Source organism: Flavobacterium sasangense DSM 21067 (assembly GCF_000686885.1).
Classification (GTDB): Bacteria; Bacteroidota; Bacteroidia; order Flavobacteriales; family Flavobacteriaceae; genus Flavobacterium; species Flavobacterium sasangense.
Genome location: NZ_JMLU01000001.1, coordinates 21,395 through 39,190 on the forward strand (window position 1 = coordinate 21,395; position 17,796 = coordinate 39,190).

Here is a 17,796-nt window from a genome sequence, read left to right on the forward strand (position 1 = left end):
AATGAGAAAACTACTTTATATTTTTGCTTTTCTTTTTACTTGTTATGTTTCAGGACAACAAGAATTTTCATATGGCGTTGTAATAGGTAATAGCTTTTATACAATTGCCAATAACAATGGAACAAATAGTATGAATACAGATGATTATAGCACTTTTACTTTTGGTGGTTATGGAGAATATAATTTTACAGAAAAAACAGGAATTAAAACTGAAATCTTATTTGCTAAAAACACATTTTTATATTATCCAACAAAACAACCTTTTGAAATGAATATCCTAAGCATTTCACCTAATTTCAAATATGATTTTGGTGAAACATATAGAGATGGATTTTATATGTTAGCAGGACCAAAATTAGCATTTATAACTGGTGTTAAATCAGAAGGAGAAGATGTAAAAGACAGTTTTGAAACTTTTAATTTAGGTGCTCAATTAGGTTTTGGATGGCGTATATTAAAATTTTTTGATATTCAAACAAAATTAGATTATGAATTAACACCATTTTTTAAATTGAATAATGGTAATAAAAGCAACTTTTTTGGTGCTGTAATTTCTGCAAACATTGATTTATCAAGAGTGCTTTCAAACAACTAAACTTCAAAACATGAAACTATTTTATTTCTTAATCTTTACAATCCCATTTTTAGGATTTTCTCAAGGATTTTCTCCACCAAGAAACAATGTTAATGTGAATAATCAATTGTTTAGTCACAGAAACCAAATGATGCAACATCAACAAATCATTAAAACCTTAGAAACAAAAGTTGCTACAGACGAAGAAACATTAGTTACTGAAACGAATAAAAAGGAAAGTACAATAAAAAGCAATGAAGAATTAAATTCAAAATTAAATCAACTAAATGAAGAGTTCGCATCGATTGAGAATGATTCAAACCTTACAGCAGATGAAAAATCTAAAAAGTCTGCAAAAATCAAAAAGGAAATCAGCAGTACTCAATCTAAAATTAATTTGAATTCGAAAAAAATAGAAATTTCTACAAAAAAGATAGAAACCCTAGAAAAAAGAATTGAAAGCTCTAAGAAAGAACTTGAAGAAAAAAAGAAAAAAGAGGAAGAAAAGAAAAAATAAATCACATCCCGACAAGCTAAAAAACTTGTCGGGATTTTTTTATTCCACAACGGCAATCGCTTCAATTTCAATCAACCATTCATTTTTTCCTAAGCTTTGAATTCCAACTAAAGTGCTGGCCGGATAATTTTCAATTCCTAGAAATTCTTTTCTGACTTTTCTAAAAATAGGTAAGTCGATTTCTGGATTAAAATTCACGATGTAAGTGTTCATTTTTACTACATCTTTAAACGTTGCATTAGAATTAGCAAGTTGCTTTTCTAAATTTTGAAATGTGGCAATGGTTTGTGCTTCTAAATTTGCACCATCACCTATTTGTCCAGAAATGTAAAGTGTTTTAAAATTTCCTGTTTTTACTACAACCGTTTGAGTGAATCCTTCATTAGGTTCGATGTATTCTTTTTCAATCATTTGTATGGTATTAAATCTTGAGTAAAAATACTCGTTTTTTGTAAAAAGTAGTTTAAATTTGGACTTTAAACCCAACTGATTTGCAATTCACTACCAAAATACCCGTTCAAAAAAGCGCTTTCCCAATCGATTATGATTCGAAAGTTATGTTATTGGGTTCATGTTTTGCGGAGAATATGGGTAAAAAGTTTGATTATTTTAAATTTCAAGCCACTACCAATCCGTTTGGAATTATTTTTAATGCGGTTTCTTTAGAAAGGTTAATTCGTCGTGCTGTTGAAAATAGAACGTTTACCGAAAACGATATTTTCTTTCATAACGATTTATGGCATTGCTATGAAGTACATTCGGAACTATCAAATTCGGATAAAGATGCCTTTTTAAAATCTTTAAACAATATAATCCGTTCGACAAATAAACAATTAAACGATTCAACACACATTATAATTACGCTAGGAACGTCGTGGGTGTATCGAAATATAGAATCAAACGAAATTGTCGCCAACTGTCATAAAGTCCCGCAAAAGCAGTTTACAAAAGAATTGTTGTCGATTCATCAAACCGAAGAAAGTTTACAAAGTATTATTTCATTAATACATTCGGTTAACCCAAATTGCAATTTTATTTTTACGGTTTCTCCTGTACGCCATATAAAGGATGGATTTACAGAAAACACGCTAAGTAAAGCGCATTTGATTGCGGCAATTCACAAAACAATCACCCATCTCAAATCACCCATCACCTATTTCCCATCTTACGAAATTATGATGGACGAATTGCGCGATTATCGTTTTTATGCTGAAGATATGTTGCATCCGAATCAAACTGCAATCGATTATATCTGGATTCAATTCTTTGAAAATTATATTTCTGAATCGGTTTTTGGATTAATGAATGAGATTTGCTCTATTCAAAAAGGATTGCAACATCGTCCGTTTAATCCAAATACAGAAAATCATCAGAAATTCTTAAATCAACTCGATTTAAAAATCAAAGCCATTAAAAATCAATATCCTTTTATAAAATTTTGTTAAAATACGACAATTGTCGTATTTCCTACCTTATCCTTTTTTGTGAATTTTGACTTATCAATAAATATAAAAATTCACACTTATGAAAACTTTAAAAAATTCAACTCTATTTTGTTTGTTACTTTTATTCGTTTCGATTCAATTCGCAACAGCTCAAAAATTAGTTAATGCATCGGAAGTTACACCTTCTTTATTAAAAGAAACTTGCGACAATGCCTACATAGAAGTATTAGAAGTTAAAGACACTTATATAAAAATTAAAAACACTTATAGTGTATATCTTGATATTGACGACAATAAAAGGTTCGTAACATTTAGTAGCGTTTATAATCTTGTTGATGGTGCTTCAAAAAAAGATGCACTAGAATTAGTAAACAAATTAAATGCTGAAGTAGCTTTAATTAAGGTTTACTATTCCGAAAGCACAAACACCATTACTTATTTCTATTATTTTTGGACGGAAGGCGGATTTACACAAAAATCCTTAATTAGTTCTTTACGCCTTTATAAAACGGCATTGGATTTATCTTTAGATAAAGACACAGGTAAACTTATTAAATAAAAATATTTATGAAAATAAGAATTGCCTTTGTATTGCTTGTAATTAATCTTTTTTACAGCGAATCAATATGGTCTCAAAGACCTGTTCTTACAGACGAAGAAACAGTTTCTGAAATGGTTATATCCGAAATGCATGAAGTATTTCAATCTCCTGATTTTATTAAAAAGAAAAACAAGAAATTTTCTGAAGTAACAGGCGACATGACTATTGACATTACTGTAATTCAGAGCGGAAAAGTTGCCACTTTTTTCAAAGTAGATAGCACAATAAAAGACATCGATTTTATCAACTTTATGTCGGAATACATTCTTACTCACAAATTCAAATTCAAATTAGAGAAGAAGAAAAGATACAAAATTAGATACAACATATCATTTTAACACTAAAAACTAAACTCATGAAAAAATCAATTATTATGTATTCTCTCCTTGTAGCCATAGTAGGAACTACTCCTGCAACTGCTCAATTTGGGAAGTTATTAGACAAAGTAAAAGGAAGTGGTGGTTCTAAAAAATCAGGAAGTTTTGCTACTGTTTGGGAATCAGAATTTGGAAATAAGGCTACAAGATTAGCTGTAAACAACCATGACGGTTCTTATATTTTAGGAACAGATGATAACTCTGCTTCAGTATTAAACGGAGAAGGAAAGCTAATTTGGAATGGCGATTACAAAAACATCACAACCAACAAAACCAATAAATGCGAATATCAATACGTTATCTGGAAAGATAATGGTGGTTACTTGTTCTTGTTTGACGAAAGAAAAATGGGAACTGACCGAGTTGCTGTAATTGATATTGCTTCAGGAAAAGAATTATGGAATTCAGAACAATACCAAAATTTACTTCCAAAAGGAACAAAATCGGAAGATGGTGCTGATCAAGGGGAATTAGAAACTGTAAAATATATTTACGAATTGGATGCCTTTTTAATTTCTCAAAAAGCATCTGTAATATTAGTAAAAGCAAATACAGGAGAAAAAGTTTGGGAAACCAATCGTTTCAAAGGTGGTGTTGGAAAATACATTTACGATGCTAAAAAGAATGAAATCATCATGGTGAATTTCAAACCAACAGCTTTAGGAGCTTTGTTTGCAGGATTTAAAAATCAAATGGTAAAATTAAATGCAAATAATGGTGAAATCATTTGGGAAAACACTTTTATGGGAACTGTAGAAAAAGAATTAGTTACCAGAAGAGCCATCTTAGATTTATGGATTAAAGGCGACAAAGTATTCATGTATTTGAATGGATTACAAGTTTTCAACATCAATTCTGGACAAAAACTTTGGGAATCGGTATATGAAAACGACATGGATGGTGGTGGCGGAGGCATGTTCTCTAATACAACGCAAAAAAAATATTACAGAACAATTGCTGATCCATTATTTACAGATAATGCGGTTTACATTGTAATGTTAGGTGGAAGAGACCGAGCTAAATACGTTCAAAAACATGATTTAGAAAGTGGTAAAATCATGTGGACGTCTGAGAAAATTACAGGTGCTTTTTCTATGCCAAATATTTACAGATCGGGTGATAAAGTAATTGTTCAAGTTGGTGGAAAAGTACAAGTTCAAGAGTACAGAAAAGAACAACAACAAAGTTTGTATGGAGGAACTTACACTTCACTTGTTCCTTACATTTATTGGGATTATAAAGCGCAAAAAAATAGCTTATTGGCTTTAGATGACAAAACAGGAACTACTTCATGGCGTTCTGAAAAATTTGACAAACGTATTACAGATTTCATTATTCATGAAAATAAAAATGTTTTTGTTGGAGATGGCGATCAATTCTATTGTTATGACATTGCTTCGGGGAAACAAATTTTTGATGTAAAACACAACGATGCTGGTGTTGGAAAAGCAACAGACGTAATCGATTTTGGAAACACAGTAGTCGTTTTATCTGAAAAAGGATTGGCATCATACAACAAAAAAGATGGCTCAAGAGCTTATGCAACTGAAAAAATTAAAGGAGTAGATTATTTCTACGATGTAAATGGAAACTACTTTTTACGCGACCAAAGAAACAGCAAAAACATACTTCATGCAATTGACATGACTAACGGAGAAACCAAAGGTTCTGTTCAATCGAAAGGTAAAGGCGGAAGTCCAAAATATGGTGACGGTTTAGACATTACTGACGATGGAGAATACATTTTTGCTTTTAAAGGTAAAAAAGTAGAAAAAATAAAAGTGAACAATTAATTTGCTTTTATAGTTTGATTAGTTTGAGTGGATTGATGTTCTATCAATCCACTTTTTTTATAAATACGTCAAATGTCGTATTGAAAAACGCCTTATTTTAAACGAATTTTACGCTATTAATAAACATGAATTATGTCTAAATTATTTCTTCCTATCGAATCATTGAGTCAAAAGAAAGAATTGTTTGTTATTCTTTTTAGACTATTCGTTTTACTTTGCTTGCTATTGAATGTTTATAATCTTATTTATGTATTGCATTAATTTAAACGCACTTTAAATTTGATTTTATACTTTTATAGTAAACATTGATCCATTTCAAAATGAAAAACTATATATCTATCCTATTCGCTTTACTTCTTACCCAACTCTTTAGTCTTAGTTGGGGACAAACCTATTCGGTAAAACAAATAGATTCGGTTTTGAATATGCCATACGATGATATTGTTGCTAATACTTCTAAGTCATTACAACTGTTCAATAAAGTTTTATCGGATGCTAAAAAGCAAAACTACAAATTAGGCATTGCCAACAGTTATGATAAAATGGCACTTTGTTATTTTTATCAAAGCAAGTATGATTTACAATCCAAATATATTTTCATGGCAATTGATTATTTTAATCAATTAAAGCAATACGACAAAGTTGCCTCGCTTTATGGAAGTTATGGTTATCATTTAAAAAGACGCAACTTAGATTCTGGGATTTTGTACATGCAAAAAGGCTTGAAAATTGGTGAAAAACACAATGCAGAATACGAACTTAGAGCTATTTATGACAATTATGGTGTTTTAAAAGAAATGAAAAAAGAGTACGATAGTGCTTTTTTGTTCTACAATAAATCGCTGACTTTAAAAGAAAAAGCGAATGATAAAATTGGAATCCCTTACAGTTTGAATAAAATTGGAATGCTCCAATTAACCTTAAAGCAATTTGCTAAAGCGAAACAAAATTTAGACAAAGCCTATCAAATATGACTTGAGATTGATGATAAAATTGGAATTGCAGAAAACCTCAATTTCTATGGTTACTACTTTTTTGAAACCAAAGACCATCAAAAATCAATTGAATATTTCAACAAAGCTCTCAATTATAGTAAAACTTACAATTACAATTATTTAACCCAAGACAATTATCAAAAATTATCTGAGTTGTACGAATTAAATTCCGATTATAAAACAGCATTAGATAATTTTAAAAACTACACTACTTATAAAGACAGTATTTCTAATATCAATCTAAGAATAAAACAAGCAGAACTTGATACCGAGTTTGACACAGAACGAAAAGAAAAGGAAATTTTAACTCAAAAAGCAGATTTAGCCGTTAAAAATACTTATATCGTAATCATTGTTTCACTCTTAATTTTATCGATAATTGTTGGGTATTTTATGCTAAAAAATCAAAAAATGAAAACGCTTCAATTGCAAAAAGAAAACGAATTAAAAGATGCGTTATTAAAAATCGAAACTCAAAATCGTCTTCAAGAACAACGTCTTCAAATTTCGAGAGATTTGCATGATAACATTGGCGCACAACTTACTTTTATTATTTCATCTGTCGATTCTTTAAAATATGCTTTTGCCGATGGAAATCCGAAGTTAGAAGATAAACTAAATAATATTAGCTCGTTTACCAAAGAAACTATTTACGAATTGCGAGATACGATTTGGGCCATGAATAAAGAAGCGATTACAATTGAAGATTTGAAAACCAGAATTTCAAATTTTATTGATAATGCCCAACTTTCATTGAACGGAATTCAATTTAATTTTAACTTTGATACAAAATCGTTTCAATCGTTTAGTTCTAGAGATGGAATGAATATTTATCGTTTAATTCAAGAAGCGGTAAATAATGCTATCAAACATGCAAAAGCAAGTCAAATTGACGTATCTTTAACAGAATCAAACAACAAAATCAATATTGTTATTTCAGATAACGGTAAAGGATTTGATTTGGCTACAGCCGAAGTTGGGAATGGGTTGAATACCATGAAAAAAAGAGCTTCCGAATTAAAAGGAAATTTCAAAATTGAATCCGCAGAAAATGGAACTTCAATATACCTAAGTTTACCTAATCAAACTGAATTTTAATTTAATTAATCATCAAAGAAATGGAGAAAGTAATTAAAACTGTTATCGTAGACGACAATACGTTCCTGATAAAAGCTATCCAGGAAAAGCTTTCCTTTTTTGATGATATTCAGATAAAATTTACAGCTTTAGATGGTTCTGATTTACTAACTAAAATTAGTAACAATCATAATATCGATGTGATTTTAATGGATATCGATATGCCTATTTTAAACGGAATAGAAGCCACCGAAATTATAAAAAATAAATATCCCCATATTAAAGTTATCATGTTAACCGTTTTTGACAATGATGAAAATATCTTCAATGCAATTAAAGCAGGCGCTGATGGCTATTTATTGAAAGAAGTGGAACCAAAAACGTTATACGAAGGCATTATCGATACTTTAAACGGAGGAGCAGCTATGAATCCTTCCATTGCCTTGAAAACTTTAAAACTACTTCGCAATCCAATAGATTTAGACAATAAAAAGGAAGAAGAAATCATCAAATTAACTACAAGAGAAGTTGATGTTTTAGAACAACTTAGCAAAGGATTAAACTATATCAATATTGCTGAAAATTTATTTTTATCTCCGGCAACGGTAAGAAAACATATTGAAAATATTTACACGAAACTTCAAGTTCACAACAAACTAGAAGCAGTTCAAAAAGCCAAGAAGAACAATCTTATTTAAAAAATACGTTATTTGGCGTATTGATACATGATTCAAATTATTGCAATTTTACAACATTATAAATTTGACGAAATGAAGCGGACTATTGGTGCATTTATAAAGAAAAATAAAATGACCATGATTATCATAATCATAGTCATTTTATTCTTGTTGCTTAATTGCTATAATATTATATATTGTAACTAACTATTCAATTCTTCAATTTCTAATTGCACGTTTTCCCAATCTTCTAATAATTGTTCTAATTCTTTTTTCTTCTTTTCATAAGCCGCAAAAAAAGTAGCATCTTCAATATGTTTGTCATAGTTTGAAGCTAAAGCTTTATCATCAGCTTGAATGGCTTTTTCTAATTGTTGAATTTGGCTTTCAATTTTACTTAATTTATTTTGAAGCGCTTTCGCTTTCTTTTGATCTTCGTATGAGATACTTTTTACAGCTTTTGCATTTTGAGATTGTGCGTTCACTACGACATCTTTCTTTTCAATCTCACGCATATTCATAGCGTTTTTCTGTTCTAAGAAGAAATTGATATCACCTAAATATTCTCTGATTTTTTGATCTTTGAATTCGTATACAATATTTGACATTCCTTGCAAGAAATCACGGTCGTGAGACACTAACAACAATGTTCCTTCAAATTGCTGTAAAGCGGCTTTTAAAACGTTTTTAGACTTAATATCCAAGTGATTGGTTGGCTCGTCCATAACCAAGACGTTAATCGGCTGTAAAAGCAATTTACAAAGCGCCAAACGATTTCGCTCGCCACCCGAAAGTACTTTTACTTTTTTCTCTACTTCATCACCGCGGAATAAAAACGCTCCCAACATATCACGCACTTTTGAACGATTCGTATCGGTTGCGGCTTCTAACATCGTATCGAGCAATGTTTTTTCACCATCTAAATATTCCGCTTGATTTTGAGCAAAGTAACCTAACTGAACATTGTGTCCAAGTTTGATGGTTCCTTCGTATTCAAATTCGTTTACAATGGCTTTCATAAAAGTCGATTTCCCTTGACCATTTTGCCCAACGAATGCTACTTTACTTCCGCGTTCTACTAAAAGTGAAATATCTTTTAAAATTACTTTATTGCCATAGGCTTTGGTAACGTGTTCCGCCTCTACCACTACTCTTCCTGGAGTTTGCGAAACTGGAAATGAAATATTCATCACCGAATTATCGTCTTCATCGACTTCAATTCGTTCTACTTTATCTAATTTTTTAATCAACGATTGCGCCATCGATGCTTTAGAAGCTTTGGCTCTAAATTTCTCAATTAACTTTTCAGTTTCTTCAATTTTTTTGGCTTGATTTTTCTGAGTTGCCAATTGCTTTTCGCGAATTTCCTGACGCAACACTAAATATTCCGAATACGGTTTACTAAAATCGTAAGCTTTTCCTAATGAGATTTCAATAGTTCGATTCGTAACATTATCCAAAAACATTTTATCGTGCGAAACGATTACGACTACTCCTGGGAAATTTCGCAAAAAACCTTCTAACCAAATAATACTTTCAATATCCAAGTGGTTCGTAGGCTCATCTAAAAGTAAAATATCGTTAGATTGTAATAATAATTTTGCTAATTCAATACGCATTCTCCATCCTCCAGAGAAAGTATCGGTTTGGTTATCGAAATCTTCTCTTTTGAAACCTAAACCTAACAGAATCTTTTCGGTATCGCCTACATAATTGTAACCTCCTAGAACTTCATAATGGTGTGTAACATCACTTAACTCTTCAATCAAATCGGAATATTCTTGACTTTCATAATCGGTACGAGTAACTAATTGGTGATTGATTTCATCAATTCGGAATTCGGCACGTTTGATTTCTTCGAAAGCCATATACGCTTCCTCTAAAACCGTTCTTCCTTTTACAAAATCAATATCCTGACGAAGAAATCCGATTTTCACTTCTTTTTCTGTTGCAATAGTTCCACTGTCAGGTTTAAAATCACCCGCAAGCATTTTCAACATGGTTGATTTTCCTGCACCATTTTTCCCAACAAGACCTACTCTGTCTCCAGAACCTAATCTAAAAGTTACTTCTTCAAAAAGATAAGTTCCACCAAATGAAACCGATAAATTATGTATGTTTAGCATTTAATAAGTTTAACTGTTTAATTGTTTATGTGTTTAAAAGTTACTACGATTAAACTCAAAATTCATTAAACAAATTGTTATATGTAATAATTGTTACACTTCAGAAAATTAGTTATTGTACCTTTGTGTAAAATATTTTGCAAATGTTAAAAAAAGGATCCAAATTAAATAGTATTTTAACAGGAAGTTGTCCAACTTGCCATGAAGAAAGCATGTATTTAGACAAAAATCCGTATAATGTTCTAAATGTGTACAAAATGCACGAAAATTGTAGCCATTGTGGAACCAAATATAAAATAGAACCGTCGTTTTTTTATGGTGCTATGTATGTGAGTTATGGCCTAGGAATTGCTTTTGGAGTAGCTGCATTTATTATCACCTATTTCTTTGTTGGAGAAAAAGATTTAGTAAACAATTTTATCGCAATAATCATTACTTTAATAGTATTTATGCCCGTAATTATGAGATTATCTAGAAATATATGGATAAATCTGTTCATGAGTTACGACAAAGATTGGAAACAACACAAGGGCGAAAAGAAAGCCACACTTAGATAAATAAAAAACCGAAACAAATTAGTTTCGGTTTTTTTTATAGCATCGTATTATATCAATTTCCATTTCTAACGGAATATCATTTTCAATATGCTGAAATAATTGATTGGCTAAATAAGGACCAAGCATTACACCGCGAGTTCCTAAACCATTTAAAACATGTAATTGCGAATGTGTGGGATGTGTTCCTACTAATGGCCTCCTATCTTTAACTGTAGGTCGAACACCTGCAAAATGTTTCACAATTTCAAAATCGCATGATATTAATTCGGATAATTTTTCGCTTAATTCTTGTTTTCCTTCTTCGGTTGGAACATTCGTTTTGTCTTTCCAATCGTAAGTGGCCCCGACTTTATACAAATCATTTCCAATTGGAAGTATAAATACACTTGACTTTATCACCACGTCTAAATCTAAATTTGGCGCTTTGATGATGAGTAATTCGCCTTTTGTTCCATCCAAAGGCAAATCATTAAAATAAGGATTGGCATGTAATCCAAAACCTTCAGCAAAAATGATGTGTTTCGCTTTTATATTATTATATTGAATTCCGTCTTCTAGAAAATCGATTTCATCATAGTTAAAACCTTCATTAGAAAAGCAATTTAGGTCTTGCAAATATTTAGTATAAGCTTCAATCAAAGTTGAAATTTCTAAATAGCCCGTATGATTAACCTTTCCGTAGTGAAATGGAGAAGCAATATTTTTATAAGAACTTGTAACTAGTTTAGCGTCTAAAAAAGGAGCTAAATTTGGCTTATCTGCTGCTTGAAACCAATTATTTTGTTCTTCAGCAGAATATAATTTACGAAGTATTGGCAATTCAAAATCAAAAACTACATTCAACTTGGATTGCATATTATGGTACAAAGGAAAAGCAAAATCTATTTGCTCCTTAGCTTTCCAAACTTCACTGAAACGTTTTAAAACTACAGGGTTGTATAATCCACCAGCTACACGAGATGAAGGTTGCGAATTGTTATCAAAAACAAAAATTGATTTATTGTTTTGTAAAGCAATTTCCGCAAATGAAATTCCGGCTAAACCATTTCCAACGATTATAAAATCTATCATGGTGTAAAATTAAAAAACTCTTACCAAATGGTAAGAGTTTTTTAAATGAAATTGGAGAAATACTATTAATAATTCCACATATCTTGTTCAAAGTCACGAATCTTTTCTTTAACACGATCAGATTCTAACAATTGCATTTGAGCGTTTTCTTTCATGTAATCAGCAATCTTACGATCACCGTAAACATTTTCTTCTAAATAAATCATTCCGCTAAAACGACGTGCGTTTAATAAATGATCGAAAGAGAATGGCATTGCAGAGTTTCTATTATTGAATGCTTTAGCTTCATGTAAAATATCTCTAGTTGATGGGAAATAAACCCAGAACAAATCAATATATTCTAATTCAGCATCATTATTCTTTTTAGAGAAAACGTCTGGAACAACCGGACAAATACCTAATAATCTGTATTTTAACTCACCTTGTCTTTTATCGAAATACCAATATCCAACAATACGGTAAGCACTTACATCATAAGCTTCAATCTCAGTTTTTCTGATAAACTCTTCATCGATTTTCTTCGTACCTTTTCTATAAGCTTCCATATCCTCATTCATTTGTTCACGACCTACGTCAGTAGTATCAACTGTGAATAATGAAGATTCAATATCCTTAAGTGTCTTTTTAGTAGTAAAATAACTTGAGTCATAAACTTCTGTAATTTTACCTTCTTTAATACCACTAATTAGCACATTATAAAGAGGTCTTCTATCAGGTGAAGACATAACATCACCTTCAACTGGGAAATAAAGAGGGAAGTTAACTCTCTCATCAAGATCAACAAATTCCCAAATACGTTTTCCCATTAAGATATCTCTATCATGAACATATCCATAAGGCAAAGGTTTGTCATTATCAGCGCTTAACTCAGCTTCTGTTTTCTTCCCGATTTGATCAGGTGTCTTAGCATTTAATAAGTTTGACTGAGCAAAAGTAGTAGCACTTAAACCTAATACTAAAATTGCAATACTATTTCTCCAATTCATTTTATTCATTTTTTATTTGGTTTAAAATATAAACTCAAATTAATTTAAATTATTGTATTTCGTAAGTACAAATAGATACTTTCTTAGCCATCTGATCAATTCCAGAGAAACTAGCTTTGATTTCAGAAATAACTACTACATCACCTTTTTGTGCTTTAGCAATTGCAGATTTAGCTCTAGCATCCATTCTATTACCAGAAACTACAATTGTTGGTTGACCAGGAACTTTAACGTTAAATTGAGTTACGTTAACTGTAACTGGGAAATCGAAGTCTTCCATAACAGCAGTAACAGAACAAACTTCTAAGTTAGATTTTGGTCCTTTATTTTTCTCTGAACCACCAACTTTTCCTGTTGGAGCAGGTAATCCTTTGATTCTAAATACTTGTGCACTTGACATTGCTTTTCCGTCAGGCATAGTAGCATTTACGTTTATTTTCACTTCACTTCCTGAACCTGGTTTTAACATAAATTTACCATCACCAACTTTAGTCATTCCTGGAGCACTAGCATTTACTTTGTTAGAAGCAATACCAGGTACAGAAATAGAAATTGGGTTAGGAACTCCACGGTAAACAACATTCATTTTATCAGCAGAGATAATAGCTTGGTTAGGACGAGGAACAACAACATAAGTTCCTTCGAATTTTAAAGGAATTTCTTTTCCATCTTCTAAGAAACCAAATTCTCCAGAAATGTTTTGTTCTCCAATTCCACCAGCAGTCATCGAAATAACAGCTTGACCGTTTTCAATTTTTCCAGGACCTTTAAATGATGTTGGTTGTGTGTTAGCATCGTAACGACCTAATACAACCTTACCTTTTACAGTTTCACCTTGGAAATAAGCATTTTTCTCTAAAACAACGATAGCTTGGAAGTTTTTCATAGAAGCTGCAGTTTTCAATGCATTTCCTAAGAATAAGTTATAAGCACCAGCTTCTGTATTTTTTACATCATTCTGCATAGCAGTCAAGAATGTTAAAGTAGATACCGCTGGGAAACCTTTAGTTTTATAATCTAAAAATTTAACTTTAACGTTTTCTCTGTTAGTAATATCTGCTGTAGAAAATTTCTTTTCAATCTCTTTGATAAAAGGAATGTATTTCACATCATTTCCTAATACTTTTTTGATATCAGCAACATATTTATCTATTTTAGAAACAATTTCAGTTCCTCTTGGACTGTAACCGTCACCTGCGAACCATTTTTCATCAATAGTAGATTTGTCCATAGACTCGAAAGGCAATTTACCATTCTCATCTGGCGCAATACCTTCGGTAACTTCTGCTTTAACTGTTTCTAAGAAAGCAACAAAATCTTTAGAGATTTTAGCTACTTCTTTAGCTTTATTAGCTGGCTCAGCATATTTAGCAGGCTCATCAGCTGCTTTAGTATTTAAAGCAGACAATAAGTTGTTATTTGCTTCTTCAGTTAATTTATTTGATTCAGTAAATTTGTCATTAAAATTACCAAAAGCAGTTAATACTTCTTTTGACATATTTAATGCCAACATTGCGATGAAAACCAAGTACATCAGGTTAATCATCTTCTGTCTAGGGGTTAATTTTCCTCCTGCCATTTTCTTTAAATTAGTTTTTAATTAATAAAATATTTAATGATAAAACTAATTATCCTCTGTTACTCATAGCAGATAACATACCTCCATAAACTGCATTTAAAGATGCAATATTAGAAGTCATAGATTGCATTTGCTCTTTTAATTTTGCAGCATTTTCAGCAATTTCTTTATTAGCTTGTGCATTTCTATCTGCACTTTCTAATTGAATTTTATATAAATTGTTTAAAGCTTCCATTTGAGCTGCAGCTGTAGTCATTTCTTCAGCATATTTCTTTTGACCTGCCATAGCATCTACAGTAGGAGAAATTGATTTAGCAGCACCTTCGAAGTTTTTGATACTATTTCCTAAGCTTGCCATTAATTCACCATCAATTTTAGCTTCTTTTAACATATTATCTAATTTTTGAGATAATAATCCTTGAGCCTCAGCTGGGTTTTCTTTTTTATCTTTTGGTTTAGCTTCACCACCTGCTAATTCAGGGTAAACTAAAGACCAATCTAATTCGTGTTCTACTGGTTCAAAAGCAGATAATGCGAAAATCGCTGCTTCTGTTAATAAACCGATTACAAGCATTGGTCCTGCACCTGGCCAGTGCATTAATTTGAATAATGCTCCAACGATTACTACTGCCGCTCCCATTCCATAAAGGAATCCCATCACTTTTTTGCTTAAAATTGCCATAATAAATAAAATTTAGTTAGTTAAGTTAATTATATAATAAAATTGGTTAAATACTATTTTGGTCTAGTCCCTGTTGCCGCTGTACCCATATAATCTTGTACAGTTCTGAATCCAATATAACTTCTTGCAGAATCAGCATACTCATAATCACGAGTAGACACTTGTAAGAAATAAGCAACATCTTTCCAAGAACCACCACGAACCACTTTTCTTTGATTCTTCTTATCTGCAACATGAGGATTCATTGTAGAAACAAATTCATAAGCCTCAGCATAGTAAGAAGACTCAGTCCACTCAGAAACATTACCTGCCATGTTATATAAGTTGAAATCGTTAGGCTCATATGATTTAGCTTCTACTGTATATAAAGCGCCATCAGCAGCATAATCTCCACGATTTGGTTTGAAGTTAGCCATAAAACATCCTCTATCATTTTTAGCATATGGACCACCCCAAGGATATGTACCACTTTCAATTCCACCTCTTGCAGCATATTCCCATTCAGCTTCTGTTGGCAAGCGGAATGAGTTTACTTGATCTCTACCTTTTTTCTTTTTAATATATGCATTTTTATACATGGTTCTCCATGCACAAAAAGCCTTTGCTTGATTCCAAGAAACTCCCACAACAGGATATTCACTGTAAGCTTGATGCCAAAAATAATCATTATGCATAGGCTCATTATACGAATAGGCAAAATCTTTAATCCATACTGTAGTATCGGGATAAATTTCAATTGGTGGTGCGTCCTCATAAAAATTCTTACGCCCTTTCTTTTTAACAGCTTTATTTAAATCAACCTGATTGTATTTGAATTTTAATTTAGAGACATCAATAGTTTTAAGACCATTGTAAGATTCAGATTCTGGCAAATACATTGAATCCATTACTTCCACGTAAAATTCATCAGGATATTTAGAAGGTTCTTTTACAAGTTTTACCTTTTTATTTAATTTTCTTCCAGCATAAATATCATCATCTGTACCTACACTATAGTAATTTTCATACATGTATTTATCATAAGGAGTCATTTTTTCAGGATCTACATCTGCGAAAGCAAAATCACCAATACTTCCTCCTTTACCACTTCCTGAACCTGGTTTTTGCCCCTGCTCATCAGCCAATATAGCCAATCGTGTTCTAATTGTTGAATCTTTTACCCATTCAACAAACTTTCGATACTCTGCATTAGTAATCTCTGTTTCGTCCATGTAAAAAGAACGAACTGTAACGGTTTTAGTAGGTGCGTCTTGAATATTAGCTAAATCATCATCCGCTTTACCCATAATAAAAGCGCCACCAGGAACTAATGTCATTCCGTAAGGTTTTTCGGGATGCCATTTTCTCCCTTTAACTCCTACTAATTCTCCTTTATCGCCTTTACCACAACTGATAAATAATGACAAAATTGCTGAAAATGCAACAAACTTCTTCATATAAACTTGGGTTAAATGTAATTTCTATTTAAGGGCGTAAACCTATTCAATAATTTTGAAAAAAACAACATTTTTTTCAAAAACGTGTAAAAAATATTAAAATTTAAAATTATATAATTTTTAACATTAGTTAACCGTTTGAAAAATAGTCTTTTTAAACAATATTTCTTCTTTGGGCTTTCCACCATCTTTCTGGAATTTCCTGTTCACATGCAGCTAAATAATCTTCATGTGTACAAGGCAATAACGTATTTCTTTTTAATTTATTATTAACGTTAGTTAAAAAAGGTATTTCAATCCACCATCTTTCAGTTTTATTACTCTTATAGAAGATTAATTCTTCATCCTCAATAGGAACAATGTACTTTATATAGCTCTCTTTTGTACCAAATGGATACTCATGAGAGCGAAAACAAAATCCTTCAATAAAATACCACAACATTTGAGCTGTTAAAACAACTTCATTCCCATTTGGATTAAAATTAAAAATCCCGAAAGACGTTACTTTATCACTTATTCCTGCATAACGTGTAAGAGCACAAATTTCTTTTCCTGTAAATCCGTTAGGATTAAAAACATCGAAATTGCCAGAATAAGAAGACTGTACCGATTGCATATCAACACTAATTAAATCAGCATCTCTAAAAACGGGTTCTGCCACTGCAATATTATTTGAAACCTCTCCTAAACGATAGGCTTCAAAGTATAATTTTTCGATTAAATCGATTTCTTCTTGCGAATTAAAATAGGTTTGAAATCCTAAATTACTGAAATTAAATAGATTATTAGGCTCCTCTACGATAATTTTCGACAAATAAGACTCCGAGTCCAATTTATTCTCCTTAGAAAAATCAAATTGATTGTCTACAGAAACCAAATTAACCATTTGATCTAAATTATCATAACCGCGATACATCGGATAAGTCAAATCCTGAGTTCCACCAATGACAACAGGAATAATTTGTTTTTTTATTAACTCTGTCATCAGACTTTTTACAACAAAATAGGTGTCTTCTATACTCGCCCCAGCCTCGATAGTCCCTAAATCAACAATTGAAGCATTCCAATTTCCAGGAAAAAGACTGTAAAATTGCTTTCTAAAGTAGTCAAAAGAAAAATCATCATTGTCTTTTTCACTTCCTCTAAATTCATTAACCGTGATTATAGCTATAGCAACATTGTCCAAAACCGGAAAATCGGTTTGGGTATGAAACACCACTTTCTTTCCCAATGTCTGATTGGATAATGTTGCAATGTATTCTTCTACAGAAGTTGAAATAGGTTGTAAAAAATCAAAAACCAT

Annotated in this window: 18 protein-coding genes; 10 read left to right on the forward strand and 8 right to left on the reverse strand. The window is 31.5% G+C overall.

From position 1 onward, the window contains the following. Position 1 precedes the first annotated feature (1 nt). Together BP92_RS0100120 and BP92_RS0100125 are read left to right on the forward strand one after the other, a co-directional pair. Positions 2 to 595: an outer membrane beta-barrel protein gene (locus BP92_RS0100120; RefSeq protein WP_026724167.1), complete on the forward strand. Its 594-nt coding sequence runs from the start codon at positions 2 to 4 to the stop codon at positions 593 to 595. 10 nt (positions 596 to 605) lie between these two features. Next, positions 606 to 1,091, forward strand: a complete 486-nt coding sequence (locus BP92_RS0100125; protein ID WP_150111835.1) for a hypothetical protein — start codon at positions 606 to 608, stop codon at positions 1,089 to 1,091. 39 nt (positions 1,092 to 1,130) lie between these two features. On the opposite strand, the gene BP92_RS0100130 is transcribed toward BP92_RS0100125, so the two are convergent. Continuing rightward, positions 1,131 to 1,502 (reverse strand): RidA family protein, encoded by a 372-nt coding sequence (locus BP92_RS0100130; protein ID WP_051604329.1) that lies wholly within the window; start codon positions 1,500 to 1,502, stop codon positions 1,131 to 1,133. 80 nt (positions 1,503 to 1,582) lie between these two features. Here BP92_RS0100130 and BP92_RS0100135 point away from each other — a divergent pair, with 80 nt between their 5' ends. The 7 genes from BP92_RS0100135 (at position 1,583) to BP92_RS0100165 (ending at position 8,077) form a co-directional block, all read left to right on the forward strand. After that, positions 1,583 to 2,536, forward strand: a complete 954-nt coding sequence (locus tag BP92_RS0100135) for a GSCFA domain-containing protein (protein WP_026724170.1) — start codon at positions 1,583 to 1,585, stop codon at positions 2,534 to 2,536. A gap of 79 nt (positions 2,537 to 2,615) precedes the next feature. Next, positions 2,616 to 3,095, forward strand: a complete 480-nt coding sequence (locus BP92_RS0100140; RefSeq protein WP_026724171.1) for a YbjN domain-containing protein — start codon at positions 2,616 to 2,618, stop codon at positions 3,093 to 3,095. 8 nt (positions 3,096 to 3,103) lie between these two features. Next, positions 3,104 to 3,475 (forward strand): hypothetical protein, encoded by a 372-nt coding sequence (locus BP92_RS0100145; protein ID WP_026724172.1) that lies wholly within the window; start codon positions 3,104 to 3,106, stop codon positions 3,473 to 3,475. 17 nt (positions 3,476 to 3,492) lie between these two features. Beyond that, on the forward strand, positions 3,493 to 5,307 hold the full coding sequence (locus BP92_RS0100150) for an outer membrane protein assembly factor BamB family protein (protein WP_026724173.1): 1,815 nt from the start codon (positions 3,493 to 3,495) through the stop codon (positions 5,305 to 5,307). Positions 5,308 to 5,627: 320 nt separating this feature from the next. Next, positions 5,628 to 6,281, forward strand: a complete 654-nt coding sequence (locus BP92_RS0100155) for a tetratricopeptide repeat protein (RefSeq protein WP_150111836.1) — start codon at positions 5,628 to 5,630, stop codon at positions 6,279 to 6,281. A 174-nt stretch (positions 6,282 to 6,455) separates the two neighbouring features. After that, positions 6,456 to 7,400: a sensor histidine kinase gene (locus tag BP92_RS15540; protein WP_035692563.1), complete on the forward strand. Its 945-nt coding sequence runs from the start codon at positions 6,456 to 6,458 to the stop codon at positions 7,398 to 7,400. Positions 7,401 to 7,420: 20 nt separating this feature from the next. Beyond that, on the forward strand, positions 7,421 to 8,077 hold the full coding sequence (locus tag BP92_RS0100165) for a response regulator transcription factor (RefSeq protein ID WP_026724175.1): 657 nt from the start codon (positions 7,421 to 7,423) through the stop codon (positions 8,075 to 8,077). A gap of 182 nt (positions 8,078 to 8,259) precedes the next feature. Here BP92_RS0100165 and BP92_RS0100170 read toward each other — a convergent pair whose 3' ends face one another. Further along, positions 8,260 to 10,182, reverse strand: a complete 1,923-nt coding sequence (locus tag BP92_RS0100170) for an ABC-F family ATP-binding cassette domain-containing protein (protein WP_026724176.1) — start codon at positions 10,180 to 10,182, stop codon at positions 8,260 to 8,262. Positions 10,183 to 10,325: 143 nt separating this feature from the next. Between BP92_RS0100170 and BP92_RS0100175 the strand changes: the two genes are divergently transcribed. Further along, positions 10,326 to 10,739 (forward strand): DUF983 domain-containing protein, encoded by a 414-nt coding sequence (locus BP92_RS0100175; RefSeq protein WP_035692565.1) that lies wholly within the window; start codon positions 10,326 to 10,328, stop codon positions 10,737 to 10,739. Positions 10,740 to 10,757: 18 nt separating this feature from the next. Here the strand turns inward: BP92_RS0100175 and BP92_RS0100180 are convergent, their stop codons facing one another. The 6 genes from BP92_RS0100180 to BP92_RS0100205 all read right to left on the reverse strand — a co-directional run bounded on the left by BP92_RS0100180 (position 10,758) and on the right by BP92_RS0100205 (position 17,796). Beyond that, positions 10,758 to 11,810 carry an NAD(P)/FAD-dependent oxidoreductase gene (locus BP92_RS0100180; protein WP_026724178.1) on the reverse strand — a complete coding sequence of 351 codons (1,053 nt, stop codon included), beginning with the start codon at positions 11,808 to 11,810 and terminating at the stop codon, positions 10,758 to 10,760. A 65-nt stretch (positions 11,811 to 11,875) separates the two neighbouring features. Then, positions 11,876 to 12,796, reverse strand: a complete 921-nt coding sequence (gene porN / locus BP92_RS0100185) for a type IX secretion system ring subunit PorN/GldN (protein ID WP_026724179.1) — start codon at positions 12,794 to 12,796, stop codon at positions 11,876 to 11,878. Between the two features lie 49 nt (positions 12,797 to 12,845). Continuing rightward, positions 12,846 to 14,375, reverse strand: a complete 1,530-nt coding sequence (gene porM, locus BP92_RS0100190) for a type IX secretion system motor protein PorM/GldM (protein WP_026724180.1) — start codon at positions 14,373 to 14,375, stop codon at positions 12,846 to 12,848. 49 nt (positions 14,376 to 14,424) lie between these two features. Continuing rightward, a complete protein-coding gene (porL, locus tag BP92_RS0100195) occupies positions 14,425 to 15,057 on the reverse strand; it encodes a type IX secretion system motor protein PorL/GldL (RefSeq protein ID WP_026724181.1) in 633 nt (210 codons plus the stop codon). Positions 15,058 to 15,110: 53 nt separating this feature from the next. Continuing rightward, a complete protein-coding gene (gene porK, locus BP92_RS0100200) occupies positions 15,111 to 16,493 on the reverse strand; it encodes a T9SS ring complex lipoprotein PorK/GldK (protein WP_026724182.1) in 1,383 nt (460 codons plus the stop codon). A 154-nt stretch (positions 16,494 to 16,647) separates the two neighbouring features. Further along, positions 16,648 to 17,796: a formimidoylglutamase gene (locus BP92_RS0100205; RefSeq protein ID WP_026724183.1), complete on the reverse strand. Its 1,149-nt coding sequence runs from the start codon at positions 17,794 to 17,796 to the stop codon at positions 16,648 to 16,650.

Coding starts and splice junctions, on each gene's coding strand:
- BP92_RS0100120 (WP_026724167.1), top strand. CDS start 2: ATGAGAAAACTACTTTATATTTTTGCTTTTCTTTTTACTTGTTATGTT.
- BP92_RS0100125 (WP_150111835.1), top strand. CDS start 606: ATGAAACTATTTTATTTCTTAATCTTTACAATCCCATTTTTAGGATTT.
- BP92_RS0100130 (WP_051604329.1), bottom strand. CDS start 1,502: ATGATTGAAAAAGAATACATCGAACCTAATGAAGGATTCACTCAAACG.
- BP92_RS0100140 (WP_026724171.1), top strand. CDS start 2,616: ATGAAAACTTTAAAAAATTCAACTCTATTTTGTTTGTTACTTTTATTC.
- BP92_RS0100145 (WP_026724172.1), top strand. CDS start 3,104: ATGAAAATAAGAATTGCCTTTGTATTGCTTGTAATTAATCTTTTTTAC.
- BP92_RS0100150 (WP_026724173.1), top strand. CDS start 3,493: ATGAAAAAATCAATTATTATGTATTCTCTCCTTGTAGCCATAGTAGGA.
- BP92_RS0100155 (WP_150111836.1), top strand. CDS start 5,628: ATGAAAAACTATATATCTATCCTATTCGCTTTACTTCTTACCCAACTC.
- BP92_RS0100165 (WP_026724175.1), top strand. CDS start 7,421: ATGGAGAAAGTAATTAAAACTGTTATCGTAGACGACAATACGTTCCTG.
- BP92_RS0100170 (WP_026724176.1), bottom strand. CDS start 10,182: ATGCTAAACATACATAATTTATCGGTTTCATTTGGTGGAACTTATCTT.
- BP92_RS0100175 (WP_035692565.1), top strand. CDS start 10,326: ATGTTAAAAAAAGGATCCAAATTAAATAGTATTTTAACAGGAAGTTGT.
- BP92_RS0100180 (WP_026724178.1), bottom strand. CDS start 11,810: ATGATAGATTTTATAATCGTTGGAAATGGTTTAGCCGGAATTTCATTT.
- porN (WP_026724179.1), bottom strand. CDS start 12,796: ATGAATTGGAGAAATAGTATTGCAATTTTAGTATTAGGTTTAAGTGCT.
- porM (WP_026724180.1), bottom strand. CDS start 14,375: ATGGCAGGAGGAAAATTAACCCCTAGACAGAAGATGATTAACCTGATG.
- porL (WP_026724181.1), bottom strand. CDS start 15,057: ATGGCAATTTTAAGCAAAAAAGTGATGGGATTCCTTTATGGAATGGGA.
- porK (WP_026724182.1), bottom strand. CDS start 16,493: ATGAAGAAGTTTGTTGCATTTTCAGCAATTTTGTCATTATTTATCAGT.
- BP92_RS0100205 (WP_026724183.1), bottom strand. CDS start 17,796: ATGGTTTTTGATTTTTTACAACCTATTTCAACTTCTGTAGAAGAATAC.